This is a genomic window from Rhodoferax fermentans (genome assembly GCF_002017865.1).
GTDB classification, from domain to species: Bacteria; Pseudomonadota; Gammaproteobacteria; order Burkholderiales; family Burkholderiaceae_C; genus Rhodoferax; species Rhodoferax fermentans.
On the sequence record NZ_MTJN01000002.1, the window covers coordinates 1719965 to 1742222 of the forward strand.

Sequence of the window (22258 nt, forward strand, 5' to 3'; positions counted from 1 at the left end):
CGGCCGGCCTCAAACCAGGCGGCCAAAATAGTCAAGCCAGATCGCGCGTGCCGTCTCCAGAGGGTTGTCTAGCAGGTTGCGCTGGCGATTGTCATCATAGGCTTTGCGCCGGTCCGGGTCCGACAGCACCTCATACGCCTCTTGCACCGCACGAAACCGCGCCGGCGCTTGGGGCGAGTCGTTGCGATCGGGGTGATGCACGGACGCCTGCTGGCGAAAAGCCTTCTTGATATCGGCAAGTGAGGCCGAGCTGGGCAAACCCAAGGCGGCGTAATGGTCTTTATGCTGCATGAGGCATGTTGCGTAAGTGGCGCGTGGGGTAGCCCCCGTTAGCCGGGGTACGGTGCTGGGCGCGACCTGCGGGTCTGAACCCAAACCCACCCATCGCATAACTCATTGATAACAAGGCTTTCAGAAGCCGCCTGGACACTTGTATACCCGTGTTTTGCAGGGCTTCCTCAGGGGATGAATTATGCACCACGCCTTCTTCACCAGCGATGACACCTGACGCAGAGGAAGCGCAGATGCCCCTTCGCTGGTCAGCTTGCGTCTTGTCGGCTGCAACCGATGCAACACGCACCCACAGCGCTGTGGCATCATGCACCGCACTCATGCAACACTGCCTGTGTCAGTGTCAGTACACGTCACAACCCGAACTTGCGAGGGCTGCCATCCGTGAGACAACACCGGACCATCTGGATGAGAAGACTGTTAGCGCTGGGCGCGGTTGTCTGCAACATGTTTGTTGCCCCGGCTTTGGCCGCAGGTACCCAGAGCAGTTTTCTGACGGCGCAGGAGCTTGAGTGGATCGATAGCCATCGCGATCAAATCCGTATCGCGCCAGAGGAAAACTACCCCCCTTTCAGCTTCTTGGAGTCGCAGGCTTGGCATGGCATCTCGGCGGACATGCTTGCGTTGCTTCAGAAGCGGCTGGGCACCCGTTTTCAGATCCTGCCAGCGCAAAACCTGCAAACCATTCTGGCGGGAGTTCAGCAGGGCCAGTCGGATGTGGTGACATCGCTGAAAGCAACCCCAGAACGCGCACAGTATCTGAATTTCACCCAGCCCTACCTCAGCGTTCCCACCGCGATCATCGTCAAGGCTGGCTTTCCACAAGGGGAATGGCCCGCCAGCTTTGTGAACAAACGCGTCGCGGTCGGCAAGGGTTATGGCGTCCAGAAATACCTGGAGAGCAAGTTCCCGACGATCCAGCTGACCCTGGTTCCCGATGACCTGGATGGCATGCGCAAACTGTCCTTTGGGGAGGTCGATGCGGTCATCATGGATGTGGCCAGCGCCTCTTTCTTTATTGAGCGCGAGAAGATTGCCAACCTTCGGCTGTTTGCCGCTTTTGATTTCACCTATGAGCTGAGCTTTGGTGTTCGCAAGGATTTGCCGGTTCTGCGCGATATTCTGTCCAAAGCACTGGCCTCGATCCCAGACCAGGAACGCCAGGCCGTGCTGGACCAATGGATCAGCATTCGGCCAGAGCCCTTGGCTGTGATTCAGGCCTGGATGCGCCGCTGGTTGTGGGTGGTCATCGCTGTGCTGGCGGCGCTGGTCGTGATCGGTGTCATCGCTTGGCGAGCCCAGCGCCAGCGCCGATTGATAGAGCAACAGGTGTCGCGGTACTCACGTAGCCTGCTCGAAGCCAGTCTGGACCCTCTGGTCACCATCAGTGCCGAAGGCAAGATCACCGACGTCAACACCGCAACCGAGCGCGTCACCGGGCTGGCCCGTGCGGAACTGGTCGGCAGTGATTTTGCGGACTATTTCACCGACCCGGTCCATGCCCGCGAAGGCTACCAGCAGGTCTTTGCCAAAGGTTTTGTCACCGACTATCCGCTGGTTGTCCGCCACATCAGCGGCAAACGCACGGATGTGCTCTACAACGCCAGCCTTTACCGCGACGAGCAGGGCAAGGTGCTGGGTGTGTTTGCCGCTGCGCGCGATGTGACCGAACAAAAAAAGGCCGAAAGTGCCATGCAGGCAGCCAGTGTTTTCACCTATGCCCGAGAGGGCATCATGATCACCAAGGCAGATGGCACCATTTTGAACGTCAATGGCGCGTTCACCCGCATCACAGGTTATGAGCGAGATGAGGTCTTGGGCAAGAACCCGAGTCTGTTGAGCTCGAAGCGCCAGAACAAAGCGTTTTATGTCGCCATGTGGAAAGACCTTCGCAGCAAAGGTCACTGGTATGGAGAACTCTGGAACCGCCGCAAAAGCGGCCAGCTCTACCTGGAAGCGCTGACGGTGACGGCCGTGCTGGGCACGGACGGATGTATTGAACACTACGTGGCCTTGTTCACAGACGTGACCGCCATCCGAGAGCACCAGAGTCAGCTGGAACACATGGCGCATTTTGATGCCCTCACCAACCTGCCCAATCGTTTGCTGCTGTCAGATCGTCTGAACCAAGGTCTGGCGCAAACCGAGCGCCGCGGCAAGATGATGGCGATCGGCTACCTTGACCTGGACGGTTTCAAAACCATCAACGACCAGTATGGTCATGAAGCCGGTGACCAGTTGTTGATACAAGTCGCTGATCGCATGAAGCAGGTCTTGCGCGAAGAGGACACGCTGGCCCGACTGGGTGGTGATGAGTTTGTGGCGGTGATGGCAGACCTCACACACGGCGAAGCCAGCCTGCCCATGTTGCGTCGACTGCTGGATGCGGCCTCACAAACACTCGTGGTTGCGGGTCAAAAACTCCAGGTGTCTGCCAGCATCGGCGTCACCTTTTACCCCCAAGCGCAGCCCATCGATGCCGACCAGTTGTTGCGCCAAGCCGATCAAGCGATGTACCAGGCCAAGCTGGCAGGAAAAAACCGCATCCATGTCTTTGATGCTGTTCTGGACAATGGCATCCGTCTGCGCAACGAAAGCCTGGAACGCATCAGTGCAGCGTTAAATGACCGTGAGTTTGTCTTGTATTACCAACCCAAGGTCAATATGCGAACCGGCACCGTGGTGGGTGTTGAAGCCCTGATACGTTGGCAACACCCCGAGCGGGGTCTGTTGGCACCCGCCGAGTTTCTGCCCTTGGTGGACGACCACCCGCTGTCGATCGACTTGGGAGAGTGGGTGATTAACACCGCATTGACCCAGATCGACGCTTGGCGGGCCCTTGGCCTGGATATGGCGGTCAGCGTCAACATCGGAGCGTGCCAGCTACAGCGACCCGACTTTGTGATGCGCCTGCGGGATATCTTGGCACACCACCCCTTGGTAAATCCATCTCACCTTGAACTGGAGATCCTCGAGACCAGCGCGCTGGCAGATATCAAACAGATCTCCGACCTGATTGAGGCCTGCGCACAGTTCAAAGTCGGTTTTGCCCTGGACGACTTTGGCACAGGTTACTCATCACTCACCTATTTGCGACGCTTGCCCGTCAAAATGATCAAGATCGATCAGAGTTTTGTGCGCAACATGCTCGAAGACCCGGAGGATCTGCCGATTTTGCAGAGTGTGATCAGCTTGGCTTCTGCCTTTAAACGCGAGGTGATTGCCGAGGGCGTGGAGACTGTCGGGCAGGGCAGCATGCTGATGATGCTGGGTTGTGACCTGGCACAGGGTTATGGCATTGCACGACCAATGCCCGCCAGCGATTTGCCGACCTGGGTGAGGTCCTGGAAACCCGACCCCGCCTGGTACAGCGCTTCGGGGCAGCATCCAGCCAGGGACAGTGTGAGGCTTGTGCATCCCGCAGTCTGACCCAGCGTGAACCACTGAAAGCGCTTTGGAGTTCACCCACCAAAGGGCAAGAGACAGACCTCACGTAAAAACGGTGAGCACCCCGGTGTAGCCATACAAATGGTTGCGGGCGATTTCGCCACCGGCAAAAAACCCCACCAGCGGCACGTCACCCAACGCGTGGCGGATGATCTGCAGCTCCGCACTCGGGCCGCCAAAATGTTCGCCGCCACGCCCGGAGCAACTCACATAAATCGCCCCGGCGATGCCACGTGCCGGATGGGGTGCGGCCTCGGCCTCACTCGCGGCCAGCGCGGTGGCGGACTCCAGCGCCAGCTCCTGCGGCTCCAGCTCCTCACGGATTTCAGCGCAAACCCGCCGCAGGTCGGCACGGGCGGCCTGCACATTGCGCTGGCAAAACGCCAGCTCCATACCTTCTTTGACCGGGGACGCCAGCGCAATGCCCAGACGCGCCGGGTCCAGGCCAATGATGTGGCGCACCAGCACATCGCTGCCAAAGTTGCCGGTGCGGGTGATGGTGGGGGCGTCGCCCGCCACACCGGCCTGTGCACCCCGTTCGGTCAGGCCCGCTAGCGTGGCACGCACCGCGTGCAGGGCCTCACGCGGTTTGTCGAGCGACACATCCAGCTCACGCAGCAGCACCTCCAGCGCGGGTTCACCGTCGAGCCCCAGCACCACGTTGTGCTGCGCGGCGGTGATCTGGTGCGCACCCGCCAGCGGCAGGCAGCCCTGGGTGACACGCGACACCAGGTTGATTCCCGGCCCAAAAGCCACACCACTGAGGCCCCCACTGAACACCCCGCTGGCGGCGCCCTGGCCCTTGACGTTGCCGTCCCCCGCCACCGCAAACTGCACCGTCTTGCCGCGACTGCTGGACAAACCACCAAACAGGTAACCCGAATCGGTGCGGGCCGCCATCTCGTCCACCAGTTCGGTCATGTCCACCGTGTGCGGATCGGCATGCACCAGGGCGGTATGTGCCTCAAACGCCATGCCCAGCGGCGCCACCCCCGAGAACACCCGGTATTGGTCACTGGGCAGCTCACACAACATGACCGCCATCGCGGGCTCGTCAAAGTACTCGACGTTGTTGGAGGCAATGCCCACCCCCACAGTGCCGGACCAGTCGGTCACCTCCGGCAACTCAGCACTCAGGTAGGCCAGGATCTCCTGCGCCTGCGGCACATAGGGGTCGGTGATGTAGAGCAGCGCCAGTGTCGGGTTGGCGGCGTAGCCATGCAAGCTCATCTGGGCGCGCAACTGCGCCAGCACCAGACCGGCGGCCATGTCCCAGCGCGGATGGGTGGCGTGTGCGTAAGGGAAAAGTTTCATGTCAGGGCCCGCAGGCTTTCAAATGGAAGGTTGGGCTGAAGTCTCACCGTCTGCGCACACCACGGGCGCTGGCCTCAGCGGTTTTCTTGGCGGCGACTTTGGCTGGGGCCTTGGCAGCAACCCGTTTGGCTACTGCCTTTTTGGCGGGTGGACTCACCACCGACGCTTTGCTGACCTGTTTTGCCACCCCCTTGGCGGCACCCTTGACCAGCTTCTTGCCAACGTCCTTGGCGCTGGCTTTGCCGACCTCGGCCATGGCGCTGGCGGCAATCGCCTGGAACTGGTGGGTCAGTGAATTCCACAACTGCAGCGGATCGACCAAGCCAGCCACCGCAGCGGCCGCAGCGGGTTTCGCGACGTCGCCCACCTTTCTGGCCATGTCCTCGGTTTTGCCCGCCACATCACTCACGGTTTGCACGGTCGCGGCAGCGGTGTCGCTGACTTTCTGCAGGCCCGAGGCCACGGTATCGGCGGCCTTGAGCTTGAAAGCGTTGGCCACATCGGTCATGTTGAAATTCATGCCCTTCAAGGTGGCAAGGGTCATTTTTTGCACCTCCAGCGCCTGCACGGTGGCGGCCAGAGCCTTGGAGTTCTGGTCCAGCCAGAAGTGCACCGCCTTGAGTTCGGAGATGCGTTTGTCGAGCTCTTCCACACTGAGGGTGGGCGCAATCCAGTTGGCCATGTTGGGCATCTGCGGAATGGCCTGCGAGGTGCTTTTGGCCAAGTTTTGCAAAAAGTCAAAGCCCGGAACAAACTGGCCAAATCCGGTGCTGGATGTGTCGCTCATGAAAGTCTCCTTGGTGGGTGCTGGGGTGGCCACAGCTTACCCCAATGCGGCCCAACCCAGTGACTGATCTGGGCACCTGGTCTAGGTGCCCGGCGCCAGCACCGTGGACAGGCCGGCCACCGCCTCCACCCCAAGCGCCACGGACCCACGCAACCGCGCTTTCTGGGGCCGACGCTCGGCCAGAAAGTCACCGCTGCGCATGCTGGTGAAGGCACGCGAGGCGGTCTCGGGGGCGATGTCCAGAATCGCGCTCAGGTCAGACAGATGCGGCACTGCAAAGTTCTGGGTGGCCAAGCCCTCATCCACCCCCTCAGCCACACCGCTTTGGGCAAAAATCAGCAGCAAGGCCTGAATACGCCGCGCCGCCGGACCGCTGCGCAGGCTGACCACCTCGCGGCAACGCTGGTGTGCCACCACCACGGTTTCCATCAGGATCTGCATCATCGCGTCGCCACTGGCGTCCACCGGTGTCAGACGGGCCGCGATCACCGCGCGCAGACGCAGGCTGTCGTTGCTGCCAACCCAACGCTCCACCCCCACCACATCACCGGGCAGCGCCAAGCGGACAAAACGCGCGGGCTCGCCTTTGGGTGCGCTGTCCACCCGCAACACACCTGAGACCACGCGCCAGGGCAGGCGCAGCTCATCAGGCACCAGCGCCTCGCGCGCTGCCAAGTTGCGGATGGGTGTGTCGGGAAGCTGCTTGTTCATGCCGTCCTCCATGGATTAAATCGACCTCTAGCCCTTACTCATAAAGCACACCTAGCTATGTCATCCATAGCATTTATGTGCTTCGGCACAGCCCGCTTGGGTACCAGCACACCGGTGCCATCTGCACAGCGCAGCGCCTCGGTCTCCACCCCAAAAGCCTGCGCCACATGGGCCACGGTGAGCACCTGGGCTGGGCTGCCACAGGCCAGCAGTTGGCCGTCTTTGAGCAGGACCACGTCGTCACAAAAGCGGGCAGCGGCATTGAGATCGTGCAACACCAGCAGCGTGGTCAGCATCTGCTGGCGGGTGGTCTGGTACACCACCTCCAGCACCTCCAGCTGGTGGCAGATATCAAGCGCGCTGATGGGTTCATCAAGCAACAGCAGCTTGGGCTGCGACACCAGCGCCTGAGCCAGAAACACCATTTGCCGCTGACCTCCGCTGAGTTCACGCACATCACGCCCGGCCAGCTCCTCGATACCCAGGCGCTGCAACACCTGGCGCACTGCGGCCAGGTCGTCAGGCTGCACCTTCAGGCGCAGCTGCTGCAAACGTCCAAGCAGCACCACCTCCAGCACACTGAGCGCCGCCAGGCTCAGCTGGTCCTGCGGCATGTAGGCAATGGATCCTGATGGCCGCTGTGCGCTGCCGTTGAACAGCAGCTGGCCGCTGGCCTTGACCTGTCCGGCGACCGCCTTGACCAGGGTGGACTTGCCCGATCCATTCGGCCCGACGATGCCCAGCACCCGACCCGGCTGCGCGCACAAATCAATCGGGTGCAACACCACACGTGAGCCATACGCAACGCTGAGAGATTGAAGGGAAATGTTCATGGCCTCACCAGTAACTCTTGCGGTTGCGCAAGACCATCCAGATAAAAAACGGCACACCAATCAAGGAGGTGACGATGCCGATCGGGAAAATCGCGCCCGGTGAAATGGTCTTGCTGGCCACCGAGGCCAGCGACAACAGCACAGCACCCAGCAAGCCCGAAGCGGGCAAAAAACCACGCTGGTCTTCACCAATGAGCATGCGCGCCAGATGCGGCGCCACCAGGCCGACAAAACCGATGGTGCCGACAAAAGCCACAGCGACACCGGTCAAGGCAGAAATCAGCACAAAGCTGCGGATGCGCAAGGCGCTGACATTGACGCCCAGCGCAGCCGCCCGGGCATCGCCCAGTTTGAGCGCGGTCAGGCCCCAGACATCCCGCGCCAGCCAGGGCACACACACGACCAGCACCGTCAGCATGGCCCAGAATTTGGGCCAGGTGGACTTTTGCAGGCTGCCAAACAACCAGAACACCACCTGCTGCAGCGACTCGGGTGAGGCCACCATCTGCAACAGGCTGGACAAGCCCTGAAACAAAAACAGCAGTGCAATCCCCGCCAGCACCAGACCTTCGGCAGACGCTTTGCGAGCGCCACCTATCCAGTACACCCCGGCACAGGCCACACCGGCGAACAAGATCGCATTGGAGGCAATGGCGTAGTTGTCAGGCACCGGCAGACTGATCCCCAGCACAATCACCAGTGAAGCGCCAAACCCGGCCCCGGCCGAGATGCCCAGCGTGTAGCTCGACGCCAGCGGGTTGTTCAAAATGGCCTGCATGATGGCACCCGACAAGCCCAGTGCGGCTCCAACCGCGATTGCCATCAGGGCCACCGGCAAACGGATCGACCAGACGATGGCCTGCACCGAGCTGTCGGCGGGGTAACCAAACACCGCGCATGCCACTTCCCCCACGGGCAGCATGGCCGGCCCGGTGGCGGCATCAAGCAGCACCCCCAGCAGCAACAGACCCAGCGCCATCAGCAGCACCAGCGCACGGCGTGCCATGCTGCGCCGGTATTCGGTGCTCACGGCATCCGCTGCCAGGGCGGGACAGATCACGGCACTCACGGCTTGAGCGGTAGCATCCAGGTACCGGCATAAGCGACTGGCAGGTACTTGGCGTGGTAGGCCTTGAACGAGGCCTCGGGGTCCACATCCTTGAAGGCGTCCGGGTACAGGCGCTTGGCGATGTACTGCATAGCGACAAAGTCAAACAAGGTGCGGCACAGGCCGTGTTCAATCGCATGCACCTCACCGTTTTTGACCGCCTTGATGTTGGCCCAGGCCGGGCGCTGGGCGTAGGGCAACAGGGTCTGACGGGTCATCTCGGGCGTGGCTTCGTACCCGGTTTTGACCGCCTTGGGTTTGTTGACCCAGCTGGAGCCCGCGATGAAGATCAAGTCGGGGTTGTCGGCAATCACCGCCTCGGGATTCAACGGGCCCCAGGGGCCGGGCAATTTGCCATCGGCCACATTGACCGCACCCAGAGTGGTCAACATCTTGCCCCACATGGTGCCGCTGTAGCTGTTGCCCACGGTGTCGGTGCCAGCCTGACCCAGCTCGACATAGACCTTTTTGTGGGATGGGCCACCGGCCTTGGCGATACGGGAGAGCACACCGTTGTACTCACGCTCGTAGAGTTTGGCCAGTTCCTCGGCACGGACCTCGGTGCCCATCACCTTGCCGATGGCGCGGGTGGAACTCAGGTGGCGCTCCAGCAGCTGGGCGTTGTAGTCGATCACCACAATCGGGATACCTGCGGCCTCGATCTGCTCACGTGCGGTCTGCAGTGACTTGTAGGTCCACTCGGCGATGAACAACACATCGGGCTTGAGCGCGATGACTTTCTCTGCGCTGAAGGTGCCATCGTCCGAGTGCCCGATATCAGGCATGGCCTGCAGGTTCGGAATGACCGCAGCGTAGCGGCTGAAGATCACCGGACGCCAGCCCTCAAACGGTGCGCGGGAAATGCCCACCACCTTGGCCCAGTTGTCCTTACCCGCCACGGCGGTGAACTCCTCAAAGTTGAAATTCAGCGCAACCCGCTGGACAGGGCTGCTGACCTTGACCTTGCGGCCAAGGGCATCGGTGACCTCCACCGTGGCCGGCCAGGCACACAGGGCAAAAACGGCCAGCCACACACCCAACAGGCGGCGCAGCACAGACTTGGTGACAAAAAAACGCATGGGTTCTCCAGGCTAAAAAATGCAACGTTGGCCATGGCAGCGCTGAAACTGCGCGCCGCCGCTTGGCAGGAAATAAAACTTGTCCAACAGGCTCTCGACACCCAAGTCGAGCCGTATCAGGGGGGCACGCTCAGTGTTCGGCATGGCTGACGGACAGAGCACGCGGGGTCTGCACCCACACCTGCACGGTCTGGCTGCCCGCGTGTTCAAAGTCCAGAGTGACATCAAAGCGGTCGCCCTCTTTGAGCGGCGACTTGAGGTCGAGCAGTGTGAGTTGGTAGTCACCGGTATGGCGCAGCCGGATGGTGGTTTTGGCGGGAAGCTCGATGGCCGAAACCGCTTCGGCGCGCAGGCCCTGGGCCTCGGGGATCAGGCGCGCCAACACCACCCGGGCGGCCTGGGGTGTGCTGGCGCCCAACAGACGGTCAGGCTGCGCACCCTTGTTCTGGATGCCCCGATAGTAGACCTGGCCCTGCGCTGCGCCCGGCACACTGGGCACCGCATAGGGGTGATCGATCAGCAAGTTACCTTTGCTGACACCATGCGCTGACACCCACAAGGGCAAGACAAGCAGCAGCGAGACCATCCAGCGGCGCCAACCCGTGGACCGCAGAGAAGAAGGCGCCCCCTGAAGGCGCAAAACTGACACCATGACACTCTCCTGACTAACCAATAAATATGCCTTCAGACCTTATCAGGACTGGATCAAGCACTATGAAATTGGATATTCAGGAAAGCAGGTGGACCGCGCGGTGGCGGTGTAACAACAAACGATAAAAGTGAAGCAAATAGCTGCCGACTTTGCGCTGGCACGGCCTGCCCAGCTAACACCAAGGGCACGAACGGGAGCGGTGGCGGGGTGCTGAGGCGCTCGGCGGACAACAAACAGAACGGGCAGTGCTTCATCAGCCCTTGGGCAGAGGCCGGGTCACCTGACGTGTCTGCTGTGCGCAAAGCCCCATCGGCCTGTGCTTGCTCCAGCACCACCCAGCGTTGTCCGGTGGTGGTGCAGATCTCCACCAGCGCCGCATCACCACGTGCCCACACCAGGGCATGCGACAGCGTCGGAACCAGCGCACCCAGCAAGGCAATCCACAGCGCCAGCCACACCACCCGAGGGCGGCGTAACGCGATCAGCAGCGGGCTGGGCACGGCGAACATGGTCAGTGGCAGGGGTGCTCAGACGGAATCAGGGCTTGGCAGCGGGCATGCCGTGTTTGGCATGGTCCATCCCAGCCATACCATCCGGCGCGGTGGTGGCCACCGGCAGCTTGAGTTCGAGCTTGCTCTCGACACCTTTGGCGTCTTTGAAGATGAGTGTCACAGGCACCGTGCTGTCTTTGACCAGTTGCTCTTTGAGGTCCATCAGCATGACGTGGTAGCCACCGGGTTTGAGCGCCACCGCCTTGCCTGCGGGCAGATCCAGGCCACCCTTGACCTCGTTCATCTTCATCACACCACCGTCCATTTTCATCTCGTGCACCTGTGCCACACCGGCCACAGGCGAGGCTGCGCCCACCAACTTGGCACCGTCTTTGGCAGTGAGGGTCATGAACGCACCGGAGGCCATCTGGCCTTTGACGGTGGCGCGCGCCCAGGCGTTCTGGACCTCGACGGCGCCCTCAGCAACCGCACTCAACGCCACACTGGCCAACACAGCAGCCATCATCAGAGACTTCAACTTCATGGGATTTCCTTCAGGTTAAGAATGGCACGCTGTGCCGGGAGACAAAGGCGTTTCAGCCGATGCAAACCACACCAAAGCCAGCCTGTGGGGCTGGGGTGTTTTGCGCAAATACTGATTAAATCAGCCTCTAGCCCTTATGCATAAAGGGCCGATAGCTATAGATGGGATAGCTTAGAGCAAGCTGGGCGGGCCACGCGAGGGTGGCGGTGCGGCCGTGAGCGCAGCAAGGCGCGCCGCAGGAATGCTTTGCAGCACCCGGCCCAGCGGCAAAAGTGGCTCAAACACCAGGCTGACAAAGCTGGTTGGCAAACCACCTGTCATACACAGCGGGCAGTGCGCCTGGTCTACCGGGCTGGTGGTCACCGAGCCGTCGTCATGCAACACCACCTTGGCCATGCCGGTCGAGGTGCAGATCAGCAGCTCCTGCTGCGGGTCCACCAGGGGGGATGCCACCGCCACACCCAACGTCAAGGCAAACCACAGCAGCGCCAGTTTGGCGAGCCAGGGGGTGTTGCGCAGGAAGTGCAGAAGGGACATGGTGGCGGATGATAACTTGACCTCAGTCAAGCTCGGCCAGCCATGAGCGATAGCTTGACCTCCGTCAAACCTGGGCGCCCGCGTGGTAACGCGCAAAAAACTGCTGGGTGGCGCTGTGCTGCGGGTTGTCGATCACCTCTTTGGCCGGGCCACTCTCCAACACCACACCGTCGCGCATAAAAACCACCTGGTCAGCCACCTCGCGGGCAAACGCCATTTCATGGGTCACCAGCACCATGGTCATGCCATCAAGCGCCAGTTCGCGGATCACACCCAGCACCTCGCCCACTAACTCAGGGTCGAGCGCCGAGGTCACCTCGTCAAACAACATCACCTGGGGCTGCATGGCCAGGGCGCGGGCAATCGCCACGCGCTGTTTTTGGCCGCCAGAGAGTTGCTCGGGGCGCTGGTCCACCTTGTCTTGCAGGCCCACTTTGGCCAGCAGCGCCTGCGCCCGTTCACGCGCCTGGGCCTTGGGCAAACGCAGCACGGTCAACGGGCCTTCCATCACGTTCTGCAGCACCGTCATGTGCGGAAACAGGTTGAAATGCTGGAACACCATGCCGGTGTTGGCCCGAAAACGTGCCAGCGCCCGGTCGCCGGGCAGGCGGGTGGCATCACCCGAATAGTGCATCTCGTGGCTACCGACCCGGATGCTGCCTTTGTCGGGAATGGTCAGCAGGTTGATACAACGCAGCAGCGTGGATTTGCCCGAACCAGAGGGGCCCAACAGCGCCACCACCGCCCCTTTGTTGATGTGCATATGGATGTCTTTGAGGACCATGTGGTCCCCAAAACTTTTCTGTAACCCGTGGATGTCGATCATGGCGTGGCGTCTGGCGTGTTTCATTGTCAGGTGGGTGGCTTACTTGGCGCGTTGCGACTCCAGCCGACGCACCAGCTTGCTCGCGGGCAACAAAATGGCGATGTACATCAGGGCAATCAGGGTGTAGGCCTCCAGCGGGCGATAGGTTTCGTGCGCCACCGCCTGGCCCTGGTACACCAGATCGGGCAGCGCCAGCACAGAAAGCAGCGAGGTGTTCTTGAGCTGCATGATCGACTGGTTCATCAGCGGTGGGGTCATACGCCGCAAGGCTTGTGGCAATACCACCCGGCGCATCACCTGAAACCGGGTCATGCCCAGCGCCCGTGCGGCATCACTCTGGCCCGCGTCGATCGAGACAATACCGCCCCGGATGATCTCGGAATAAAACGCCCCGCCGTAGAGTGACAACGCCAGGACCGCCGCCACCGAGGCCGTCATGGCCACCCCGATCAACACCGGCAGCGCGTAATAAAACCAGATGATCAACACCAGCACCGGCGTTGCGCGAAACAGCTCCACATACCATGTCAAAGGCAGCGCAAGCAAGCGGGTTTTGGCCAGGCCCCCGATGCCCGCGATCAGCCCGACCGCCATACCCAACACAATACACAGCAGGCTGTAGCCCACGGTGACCATCAGGCCGTTGGCAAACAGCTGGCGGTATTGCCAGAGGTAGCCAAAGTTCCACTCGTACATGCCCTCTCCTTGGTTCAGCGCTGTCTCAAACTTGCCATCAGGGTGCGCCTCAGAACCTCACGATGGCCGGAATCTCTTCACGTTTGATGTTCATGAGTTTGTCCAGATTGCCCAACACGATGGGGTTGATGGCATCGGTGCGACGCAACTCGGCGATCCACTCGTCCACATAGGCGCGCCAGCGCTGGTCTGGCTCCATCCGCAGACCCGCGTTGGTGGAGGTGCTCTTAACAGGTTCAGGCACCACCACCTGGCCAATACCCGGGTTCTTTTTGACAATCCCGGCCGACAGCGTTACCACCAGCGGCTGCACATCGGCACGCCCGGTTTGCACTGCCAGCGTGGCATCGGCCGACTTCTCAAAACGCAGGATCTTGGCCTTGGTGTACATCGTGGTCACCAGGTTGTCGTAGGACGAGCCCACATCCACCGCAATGGTCACCGCCGGTGTGTCCATCTCGGCCCAGGTTTTGGGACTGAAGCCCTTTTTGGCGATCAGGCTGTAGGCGTTGTTGAACAGCGGCTGAGAAAAAGCGATGACTTTCTCGCGCTGCGGCGTCGGGTTCAGACCAAAAAAGATATCGATCTTGTTGGACTGCAGGTCCAGCACCGCGTTGCCCCAGGTGGTCTCGGAAATCTCCAGCTTGGCCCCCAGTTTGGTCGCCAGGTTTTTGGCCAGGTCAATCATGATGCCGCTCCACTCCCCGGTGCCCAGGTCTTTCTGGTAGTTGGGGGCACCACCCGCCACAGCCGCAATGCGCAGGGTTTTGCTGTTGATGATGCGATCCCAGGTGGACAAATCAGCGCCTGCTTGCGCCCAGGCGGGTGCACTCAGCGCGGCCACGGTCAGTGCGGCGGCAGCCAGAACAAGTCGGCGGTGTGGGTGGGTTGTCATCACTTTTCTCCTTCAAAAAAAAGGCAGCTCCGTGCCGGGGGTCAAACAGATTCGTTGTCGGTATAGGCTGCCAGTGCGGTCAAGGCCACCGGGCGCATCGGCCAGCGTGGCACCTCACCGTTGAGCGCACCGGGCTCAAACAGCACCCCGTGCTCTTGTGCCAAGGCGCTGACAGCGTGGGTGCAATACCTTCCCTGGCAGTTGCCCATGCCAAACCGCCCGACCAAACGCAGTTCATGCGCAGACGCAGCCAGCGGCAGGCGTTCAAAATCAGCACGGCGCAAGCCCTCACAACGGCACACCACGGTGTTGGCCGTGGGCACGGAAGGGGGTGTCTGGAACAGCTGGGCCAAGGCGTTTTGCGTTCGCCGGGCGGCAGCGATGGCCTGGTCGAGTTGGGCGTTTTCTGCGCCGGGCTGCCCCAGGGACCGCAGCACCTGCCAGGCAGCGCGGCGACCATCGTCCACCGCCGCGGCCGCACCCAGCACCTCGCGGCAATCCCCGGCGTGCACGATACAGCCCGACTCGTTGTGGCCCGCCTTGGGCAGGCCGGTGGTGTTGGGGCGAAGACCATCGTGCAATGCCAGGTGCTGCACCTGAAACTGGCGTCGAATGCCGCTGTGGTGTTGCCCGGTGACCAGCAGCTGATCAGCCTCTGTGGTGACCGACACCACCTGCCAGCCCATCAGGTAGGGCACACGGGCGCGCCACAGCTCCCGGGCGTACAGCGCAGCTTCTTGCACCTGGGGCCAGCTGCGCAGCGCCTGGATCACCGCGCGGCCCTGCCACCACATCGCGGCCAGCGGCTGGGCATGTTCCAGTACCGCCAAAGGTGGGTTACCCGCCGCAGCCAGTTGGGCTGCCAGCGCCAGCAGCAGCGGGCCACTGCCCGCCAGCACCACCGAGCCAGTTGGCACGCGGCCCGTTTCCTTGAACTGCACCTGCATGCCACCCACCGTGACCACCCCCGGCAGCTCCCAGCCTTCACGCGGGGTCACCTGCTCGACCGCACCTACCGCCAGAATCACCGCCTTGGGCCGCACACTCTGCACCCGCCCCAGCGGCCGGTTGTCGATTAAAAAACGACCATCGCGGTCTACACCGATCAGCACCGATTGCATCTGGTGGGTGATATGTGCCCCTGCCTGCGCCACGGCTTGCATCAAGGCATCGCGTCGGCGGCGCTGGTGTTCTGGCATCACCCACTGGCTGGGGCCGGTACCCACATGGCGCCGGAAAATGGCCCCGCCAACTTGGTCGCGCTGCTCCACCAACAAACTGCTCACGCCATGGCGCGCCAGCTCAGTCGCCGCAGACAACCCCGCCGGGCCAGCCCCCACAACCAGGACATCGGGCAACTGGGTCATGACGTACCCCAAGGCGGGCTGCCCGCCTGCAAAGCGGGCGTCAGGCGCATACCCGGCTGCGCGGGCGTTAAACAAGCCTCCACCGGACTGCCACCGTCCACACACACCAGACAGGCCTGGCAATTGCCGATGCCGCAAAAATAGCGCCCCTGCAGACCACCCACAGCCGCGCCCAGCCGAAACACACCGCTACGCAGCAAGGCAGCGGCAATGCTTTCACCCGGGTCAAACGGAATGACCAATTGGTTCCAGAAAAACGTAGAGGGCTGCGTGTTTTGCATTTTCATTTGCACAAATGTATTTACAAGGATAACAGCTTGCGCATGCCCGTCATCAGGCCAAACCCTTGGGTGGCGCCGGGGCGCCTGCTCAGCTCAGGTCGGCCAGGGGCAAATCACCAAAGCGACCAGGGTCCAAGGCTGAGACATCAAGCTCCCCCACGTCTTCATCGAGCACCATCCTGGCCAGCGCAGAACCCATCACCGGCGCCAGGCAGATGCCATCCCCCTCCATGCCGGTGGCAATGAACAGGCCAGTCAGCGTGGGATGCCGCCCGACAATCGGCAGACCATCCTGGGTACCAATGCGAATGCCGGCAAAAGTGCGGATCACCCGCCTTTGGGCCAGCGCGGGCACCACCGCCAGAGCCTCTCGCAACAAGCTCGAGACGGTATGGATGTCGGTCTGGCGGTCGGCAAACCCGGTCTCGCGGCTGCTGCCAATCAGAAACTGGCCAGTCTCCAGCGGGTCAATCACCAGGCTGGCGCTGCGTTGGCCCAGCACCATCCGTCGTTTGGCCGCCAGGTACCCGGCAGACATCAAAGGCCCGGGCAAAGCCGGGCCCAACAAGGATGCGCGGTCGGTCACGATGAGTTGCCCCTTGCGCGGGATCAACACCTTGTCCAAGCCCACCAAGGCCCCTGTTCCGAGGCCTGCAGCGGCCACCACCATATCGGCTACCAACGCACCATTGGGTGTCACAACACCCACCACGCGCTCACCCGACAGGAGCAAGCGTTGCACCGGGGTAAAACGGTGAATGCTCGCGTTGGCCACGTGCAGCAAGCGATCCACCACACGGTACCCCAGCGCATGCCCATCGTCAGGCACCTTCATGCCCGCCAGCACATGGCGCCCCAGGCCCGGCACCCGTTGCATCAGCTCGGCATGTGTCAGCGGCAGAATGCGCTCACCCAGGTCCATCAAATCGGCACCCTGCTGGGCAATCACGGCCACTTCTTCGTCCGTTCGCGCAAACAGATAGGTGGGACGGGTGTGGTAGATATCGGTCAAGACACCCTGCTGCACCCACTGGTGATAGAGGGCACGCGACGCCTGGGCCAAGCTCATCATGGGGCCCGGGCGTTTGCTGGCCACCGACACCGCACCATCCGACGCGCCCGAAGCCCCTGCTGCGGGGGTATGCGCATCCAGCACCGTGACCCGTGCGCCAAAGCGGCTCAGGAAGAAGGCAATCGATGCGCCCACAATCCCCGCGCCGATGACGATGACATGCGGCGCACGCACAGAGCGGTGAACGTCAGCGTGAAACAAAGTGTTTGAAACCCTTGGCCATGACCAAGCTTAACCGCTGACGCCGCAGCCCGCGCCAGGAAACAAGCATGCCCTGATATCCTGTCGGCCATGAACAGCCTCTTTCACCTTGCCTTCAACGTCAACGACCTGGACCAGACGCGCGCCTTTTACGGCGGTGTGCTGGGCTGCCGCGAGGGCCGCAGCACCAGCACCTGGGTCGATTTCGACTTCTTTGGTCACCAGCTCTCGATGCATCTGGGCGAGCCGTTCAAGACGGCGGCCACAGGACATGTGGGTGAGCATTTGGTGCCGATGCCGCACTTTGGTGTGATCCTGGCCTTGCCCGACTGGCAGGCGTTGGCCGAGCGGCTGCAGGCTGCCCAACTTGACTTCATCCTGGCGCCGCAACTGCGTTTTGCCGGACAGCCCGGCGAGCAGTGGACCATGTTTTTCTGCGACCCGTTTGGCAACCCGATCGAGGTCAAGGGTTTTGCCTCGCTGGACACGGTCTACGCTGCATGAACTACACCTTTGTCTCGGCCACCATCCTGCTGATCCTGATCACCGATCCGATCGGCAACATCCCGATATTTGCCAATGCGCTGAAAAACGTCGCGCCCGAGCGCCGCGCACGGGTCATCCTGCGCGAGATCCTGATCGCCTTTGTGCTGCTGCTGAGTTTCATGTTCATCGGCGACAGTTTTCTGCGGGTGATGAACCTGAGCGAACTGTCCTTGCAGATTGGTGGTGGCGTGATCCTGTTCCTGATCGCGCTGCGCATGATTTTTCCGCCACCCAAGGTGGAGGGCGCCGAGCCGCAGGGTGAACCGCTGATCGTGCCGCTGGCCATCCCTGCCATCGCGGGGCCCTCTGCGCTGGCCACGGTGCTGCTGCTGGTGTCGCAGGCGCCCGAAAAACGCCTGGAGTGGATAGCCGCACTGTGTGTCACCATGACCGTGAGCGCGGTGGTGCTGGTGCTGGCCGAGCGCATCCAGCGTGTGGCAGGTGACCGCTTTGTGGTGGCGCTGGAGCGGCTGATGGGCCTGGTGCTGGTGGCGGTGTCGATCGAGATGCTGCTGCGTGGTGTGCGCACCTTCGCCAAACAGCTGGCAGGCGCCTGAAGCCCAACGCGGATAATCTCAGCGCATCATGCCCGCCCGCTCTGCCATCCAACGCTGGTTGTTGCTGACAGCCGCTGTTGTGCTGGCCCATCTGGCACTGATGGGTCTGGTCTCTGACACCCTGACACCACTGGACCAGGCCGCTCGCGCAGAAAACACGTTTGTGACGCGCACGGTGACCGAGTCCATACCCCTGCAGCCAATGGCTCCCACACCAGTGCAAGCAAGCAAGTCCAAGCCTCAAGCTAAAGCCCGGGTGGCACCGGCGCCTCCACCCCCGCCAGTCAGCTCAGAGTCCGTCATATCGGATACCAGTAACACGGAACTCACGCCCCCCGAAGCTTTGGCGCCAGCCCCGCAGGTGGCAGCCGCAGAACCAGAACCACCTGCGTCAGCGCCTGAATCGATGCCGCAACCCGACACCGCGCCCCCTTCTGCTGCCAAACCGCTGCAGTTCAATCCAGAGCGCCTGAGCGGATCCAAGCGGCTGACCTACACCCTGATGACCAGCAAATTCCCGTTCAGTCTGAATGCCGAGTTGCTGTGGCGCAACCTGGGCGACCACTACAGCGCACGGCTGCGTTACAGCGCCTTTGGCCGGTCACGCATGCAAACCAGCCAAGGGCAGATCACCAGCACCGGGCTGGCGCCAGACCGCTTTGCCGACAAATACCGCAGCGAACTCGCCACCCATTTCAACCGGACACAAGGCACGATCAGCTTCAGCGCCAACACGCCGGAGGCACCCTTGCTGGCTGGCGCACAAGACCGACTGAGTGTGTTGGTGCAACTGGGCGCCTTGGTGGCCAGTGACCCGGCGCACTTTGAACCCGGCACCACCCTGAGCCTGCAGACCGCCGGGCCACGCAATGCCATGGTCTGGCTGTTCACGGTGATGCCAACCGAGGCACTCGAACTGCCGGGGGGCTCACTCCAGACCGTGAAACTGGAGCGCCAGCCGCGTGAGCCCTATGAGCAAAAGATTGAGGTCTGGCTGGCACCCCAGCTGGACTACCTGCCAGCACGCATCCGCGTTACCGATGCCAATGGCGAAAGCGCTGACCAGCAATGGCGATCCACCGAATTGGCGACTGAAGCTGACTGATCAGGCCCAACGCGCTGGGGCTTGAAAAGCCGGGTTTGACACCCAACTGCAGCAACACCTTGAATCAAGCATAATTTGTCCATGCACACCCTTTACGACTCTGACACCTTTTCTGTGACACACATGCTGGCCAATGCCGTGGCCGCTGACGTGCCCACAGACGGCTTGGGGGAAGGTGAGCAACTGCTGATCGTGCCAAGACTGGCTCGCCACGGCTTCGAGATCGTGGACAAACGCAACGGCAAAGAGGTGTACCTCGACGGCTCCTGGGCCGAGCTGTTTCAACAGCATATTTCAGCCTGGCAGCTCAAGACTCCGACCCAGGAAGAAGTCGAAGACACACTTGAGCAATACGCCGAGCTGGCACAAAACCCGGTCATCTTGCATTGATGTCTCCGTCACACGGCGACTTGGTGCGTTCGCTGCTGGCAAATCCGGTCTGCTGATACCTTGTGAAGCCATCTTGGGGCTGACGGGGGCAAACCGTTGGGCAGCCACCCCTTGTTGGCCTGCGACAATATCGCCCCTATGAACCCCGTCTACATCCTCACCCTCTCCTGCCCGGACCGCCTTGGTCTGGTGCACGCGGTCTCCGGCTTTTTGCTGGAACGCAGCGGCAACATCGAAGAAGCCGCCCAGTACAACGACCAGAGCACTGGCTTGTTTTTCATGCGGGTGCAGTTTGCCTGCGCCAAACTCAGCTTTAGCGAGCTCAAGACCCAACTGACCGATTTTGCGGCACCATTTGAGATGCAGTGGCGATTACACGCGCAGGCCGAGCCGATGCGCACAGTGATCATGGTCAGCAAAGAAGGCCATTGCCTCAACGACCTGCTGTTTCGCTGGAAGAGTGGCCTGCTGCCGCTGGACATCCGCGCCATCATCTCCAACCACCGCGAGTTCTACCAGCTGGCGGCCAGTTACAACGTGCCGTTTCATCACCTGCCGGTCACCGCAGCCACCAAGGCGCAGGTCGAGGCCAAGCAGCTGGAGATCATTCAGAACGAAGATGCCGAACTGGTGGTGCTGGCGCGTTACATGCAGATCCTCAGCAACGATCTGTGCCGCGCTTTGTCTGGCCGCGCGATCAATATCCACCACTCGTTCCTGCCCAGTTTCAAAGGGGCCAAACCCTACTACCAGGCGCATGACCGCGGTGTGAAGCTGATTGGTGCCACAGCCCACTATGTGACCGCCGACCTGGACGAAGGTCCGATCATCGAGCAGGATGTGGCCCGTGTTGACCACAGCAAAACCGTGGAAGATTTGACTGCATTGGGCCGCGACACCGAGAGCCAGGTGCTGGCCCGTGCCGTCAAATGGCACAGCGAACACCGGGTGCTGCTCAACGGCCACAAAACCGTGATTTTCAAATAGTTGTGCGCTGTGGTTCAGGCCTGCGCCTCAGCGCCAGGCCTGTTTCACGCAACTGTCATGGCGGGCCGCCATAGTGGCGTTTTCATCAACGATGTCAACATCACCTATGACACCCACCACCAAACTTGGTTTGAACCTGGCTGCTGCCACACTGCTCACACTCCCGCTCTCGACGTGGGCACAACAGGCCTACCCGGCCACCCTGTCAGGTCATGCGGTGCTACCCGCAGCCAGTTTTGTTGCAGCCCCCAAGGACGCACCAACCGACCTGCTAACCAGCGGCAAATTCACCACTGGCGCCCGGGTGGACAAACTGGCCAGTATTGAAGGCCTCTCAGCGGGCCGCCCAACCGGCATCTCTCTGCCTTTCAAGGGCCAGCCGCTACAAGGGCATTCGGGCATCAAACACATGCCAGACGGCAGCTTCTGGATCCTGACGGACAACGGCGCCGGTTCCAAGGCCAACTCGCCTGACTTTGCGCTGTACCTGAACCACTACAAAGTGGACTTCAAAACAGGTCAATTCAAGCGCCTCGACACCATCTTCCTGCACGACCCGGACAAAAAAGTACCGTTTCGCATCGTGCACGAAGGCTCCAAGGCGCGTTACCTGACCGGCTCGGACTTCGACACCGAAAGTTTCCAGTTTGCGGGCGGCGCCTTGTGGATTGGTGACGAGCTGGGCCCGTTCCTGATCAAGGCCGACCTGAAAGGCAAAGTGCTGGCAGTGTTTGAAACCCAGGTTGATGGCAAAGTGGTGCGTTCCCCCGACCATCCCGCAGTCACCACACCCGGCGCGCCCAACCAGGAGGTCAAATTCCAGGTGCGCCGCTCCAAAGGCTTTGAGGGCATGGCAGCGTCCAAAGACGGCAGCAAGTTGTACGCGCTGCTTGAAGGTGCGCTGTGGGATGAAGCCAACAAAGCGCCCGAAGTGCTGGACGGCAAGCAGTATCTGCGCGTGCTCGAGTTCGACGTGAAGTCCGAGCAATGGACCGGGCGCCACTGGAAATATGTGCTCGAAGCCAACCACCACGCCATTGGTGACTTCAACATGGTCAACGACACCACCGGCCTGATCATCGAACGCGACAACGGCGAAGGCACGACTGACAAAGCCTGCCCTGAAGGCCAGAAGCGCAAAGACTGCTTCCACGACTTGGCCAAGTTCAAACGGGTCTACAAGATCGAACTGAGCGAAGCCAACGTGGGCGGCCCGCTGCGCAAGATCGGCTACATCGACCTGATGGCCATCGCCGACCCGCACAAGCTGGCACGCAAACCTCTGAACGACGGGGTGCTGACCTTCCCGTTCTTCACGATTGAGAACGTGGATGTGGTGGATGACACCCACATCGTGGTTGGCAATGACAACAACCTGCCGTTCTCCAGCAGCCGCGAGCCCAACAAGGCGGACGACAACGAGCTAGTGTTGCTGGAAGTAGGTGAATTCCTGCGCGCCAAGTGAAACACGGCCTCACGGCCGGATGGTGCTGAACAGCGCCAGCGGCTGACGCAGCAACAGGGAGTGAGGCCGCGCCGGG

24 protein-coding genes are annotated in these 22258 nt (G+C 61.6%); 7 read left to right on the top strand and 17 right to left on the bottom strand.

The features are described from left to right. Positions 1-9: 9 nt before the first annotated feature. Positions 10-291 (bottom strand): DnaJ domain-containing protein, encoded by a 282-nt coding sequence (locus tag RF819_RS08210; protein WP_078364537.1) that lies wholly within the window; start codon positions 289-291, stop codon positions 10-12. 408 nt (positions 292-699) lie between these two features. Between RF819_RS08210 and RF819_RS08215 the strand changes: the two genes are divergently transcribed. Then, positions 700-3720, top strand: a complete 3021-nt coding sequence (locus RF819_RS08215) for an EAL domain-containing protein (RefSeq protein WP_158081248.1) — start codon at positions 700-702, stop codon at positions 3718-3720. 60 nt (positions 3721-3780) lie between these two features. Here the strand turns inward: RF819_RS08215 and RF819_RS08220 are convergent, their stop codons facing one another. From RF819_RS08220 to RF819_RS08295, 16 genes are all read right to left on the bottom strand, one after another. After that, a complete protein-coding gene (locus RF819_RS08220; protein WP_078364539.1) occupies positions 3781-5052 on the bottom strand; it encodes an FIST signal transduction protein in 1272 nt (423 codons plus the stop codon). A 43-nt stretch (positions 5053-5095) separates the two neighbouring features. Continuing rightward, positions 5096-5839 (bottom strand): PhaM family polyhydroxyalkanoate granule multifunctional regulatory protein, encoded by a 744-nt coding sequence (locus RF819_RS08225; protein WP_078364540.1) that lies wholly within the window; start codon positions 5837-5839, stop codon positions 5096-5098. 81 nt (positions 5840-5920) lie between these two features. Then, the gene (locus RF819_RS08230; protein ID WP_143541639.1) at positions 5921-6550 is read right to left on the bottom strand and encodes a cyclic nucleotide-binding domain-containing protein; all 630 of its coding nucleotides are present in this window, start codon (positions 6548-6550) and stop codon (positions 5921-5923) included. A gap of 38 nt (positions 6551-6588) precedes the next feature. Further along, complete coding sequence (locus tag RF819_RS08235; protein ID WP_078364542.1) at positions 6589-7383, bottom strand: ABC transporter ATP-binding protein; 795 nt, start codon at positions 7381-7383, stop codon at positions 6589-6591. A gap of 4 nt (positions 7384-7387) precedes the next feature. Then, complete coding sequence (locus RF819_RS08240) at positions 7388-8452, bottom strand: FecCD family ABC transporter permease (protein ID WP_244899883.1); 1065 nt, start codon at positions 8450-8452, stop codon at positions 7388-7390. Continuing rightward, positions 8449-9570: an ABC transporter substrate-binding protein gene (locus RF819_RS08245; RefSeq protein WP_078364543.1), complete on the bottom strand. Its 1122-nt coding sequence runs from the start codon at positions 9568-9570 to the stop codon at positions 8449-8451. Before RF819_RS08245 ends, RF819_RS08240 begins: the two co-directional genes overlap by 4 nt. Positions 9571-9700: 130 nt before the next feature. Continuing rightward, positions 9701-10222, bottom strand: coding sequence for a copper chaperone PCu(A)C (locus tag RF819_RS08250; RefSeq protein WP_143541640.1), 522 nt, complete (start codon positions 10220-10222; stop codon positions 9701-9703). 53 nt (positions 10223-10275) lie between these two features. Continuing rightward, positions 10276-10731: a DUF2946 family protein gene (locus RF819_RS08255; RefSeq protein WP_078364545.1), complete on the bottom strand. Its 456-nt coding sequence runs from the start codon at positions 10729-10731 to the stop codon at positions 10276-10278. Between the two features lie 28 nt (positions 10732-10759). Next, positions 10760-11257 (bottom strand): copper chaperone PCu(A)C, encoded by a 498-nt coding sequence (locus tag RF819_RS08260; RefSeq protein ID WP_078364546.1) that lies wholly within the window; start codon positions 11255-11257, stop codon positions 10760-10762. Between the two features lie 171 nt (positions 11258-11428). After that, positions 11429-11794 carry a DUF2946 family protein gene (locus tag RF819_RS08265; protein WP_143541641.1) on the bottom strand — a complete coding sequence of 122 codons (366 nt, stop codon included), beginning with the start codon at positions 11792-11794 and terminating at the stop codon, positions 11429-11431. A gap of 64 nt (positions 11795-11858) precedes the next feature. Then, entirely contained in the window at positions 11859-12644 is a 786-nt protein-coding gene (locus tag RF819_RS08270) for an amino acid ABC transporter ATP-binding protein (RefSeq protein WP_078364547.1), read from the bottom strand. 15 nt (positions 12645-12659) lie between these two features. Further along, on the bottom strand, positions 12660-13316 hold the full coding sequence (locus tag RF819_RS08275) for an amino acid ABC transporter permease (protein ID WP_078364548.1): 657 nt from the start codon (positions 13314-13316) through the stop codon (positions 12660-12662). A 49-nt stretch (positions 13317-13365) separates the two neighbouring features. Further along, the gene (locus RF819_RS08280; protein WP_078364549.1) at positions 13366-14211 is read right to left on the bottom strand and encodes a transporter substrate-binding domain-containing protein; all 846 of its coding nucleotides are present in this window, start codon (positions 14209-14211) and stop codon (positions 13366-13368) included. A 41-nt stretch (positions 14212-14252) separates the two neighbouring features. Further along, positions 14253-15578 carry an NAD(P)/FAD-dependent oxidoreductase gene (locus RF819_RS08285; RefSeq protein WP_078364550.1) on the bottom strand — a complete coding sequence of 442 codons (1326 nt, stop codon included), beginning with the start codon at positions 15576-15578 and terminating at the stop codon, positions 14253-14255. Beyond that, positions 15575-15865 (bottom strand): 2Fe-2S iron-sulfur cluster-binding protein, encoded by a 291-nt coding sequence (locus RF819_RS08290; RefSeq protein WP_200224136.1) that lies wholly within the window; start codon positions 15863-15865, stop codon positions 15575-15577. The genes RF819_RS08285 and RF819_RS08290 overlap by 4 nt, the downstream gene beginning before the upstream one ends. Before the next feature lie 82 nt (positions 15866-15947). Beyond that, positions 15948-17132: an NAD(P)/FAD-dependent oxidoreductase gene (locus tag RF819_RS08295; protein ID WP_078364551.1), complete on the bottom strand. Its 1185-nt coding sequence runs from the start codon at positions 17130-17132 to the stop codon at positions 15948-15950. A 90-nt stretch (positions 17133-17222) separates the two neighbouring features. Between RF819_RS08295 and RF819_RS08300 the strand changes: the two genes are divergently transcribed. The 6 genes from RF819_RS08300 to RF819_RS08325 all read left to right on the top strand — a co-directional run bounded on the left by RF819_RS08300 (position 17223) and on the right by RF819_RS08325 (position 22182). Beyond that, positions 17223-17636 carry a VOC family protein gene (locus RF819_RS08300; RefSeq protein ID WP_078364552.1) on the top strand — a complete coding sequence of 138 codons (414 nt, stop codon included), beginning with the start codon at positions 17223-17225 and terminating at the stop codon, positions 17634-17636. Beyond that, complete coding sequence (locus tag RF819_RS08305) at positions 17633-18235, top strand: MarC family protein (RefSeq protein WP_078364553.1); 603 nt, start codon at positions 17633-17635, stop codon at positions 18233-18235. The genes RF819_RS08300 and RF819_RS08305 overlap by 4 nt, the downstream gene beginning before the upstream one ends. A 28-nt stretch (positions 18236-18263) precedes the next feature. After that, positions 18264-19340: a DUF3108 domain-containing protein gene (locus tag RF819_RS08310; protein WP_078364554.1), complete on the top strand. Its 1077-nt coding sequence runs from the start codon at positions 18264-18266 to the stop codon at positions 19338-19340. An 81-nt stretch (positions 19341-19421) separates the two neighbouring features. Beyond that, positions 19422-19730 carry a BTH_I0359 family protein gene (locus RF819_RS08315; protein ID WP_078364555.1) on the top strand — a complete coding sequence of 103 codons (309 nt, stop codon included), beginning with the start codon at positions 19422-19424 and terminating at the stop codon, positions 19728-19730. Positions 19731-19868: 138 nt separating this feature from the next. Next, a complete protein-coding gene (gene purU, locus RF819_RS08320) occupies positions 19869-20717 on the top strand; it encodes a formyltetrahydrofolate deformylase (protein ID WP_078364556.1) in 849 nt (282 codons plus the stop codon). Between the two features lie 106 nt (positions 20718-20823). Beyond that, the gene (locus tag RF819_RS08325; RefSeq protein WP_078364557.1) at positions 20824-22182 is read left to right on the top strand and encodes an esterase-like activity of phytase family protein; all 1359 of its coding nucleotides are present in this window, start codon (positions 20824-20826) and stop codon (positions 22180-22182) included. Positions 22183-22258 lie beyond the last annotated feature (76 nt).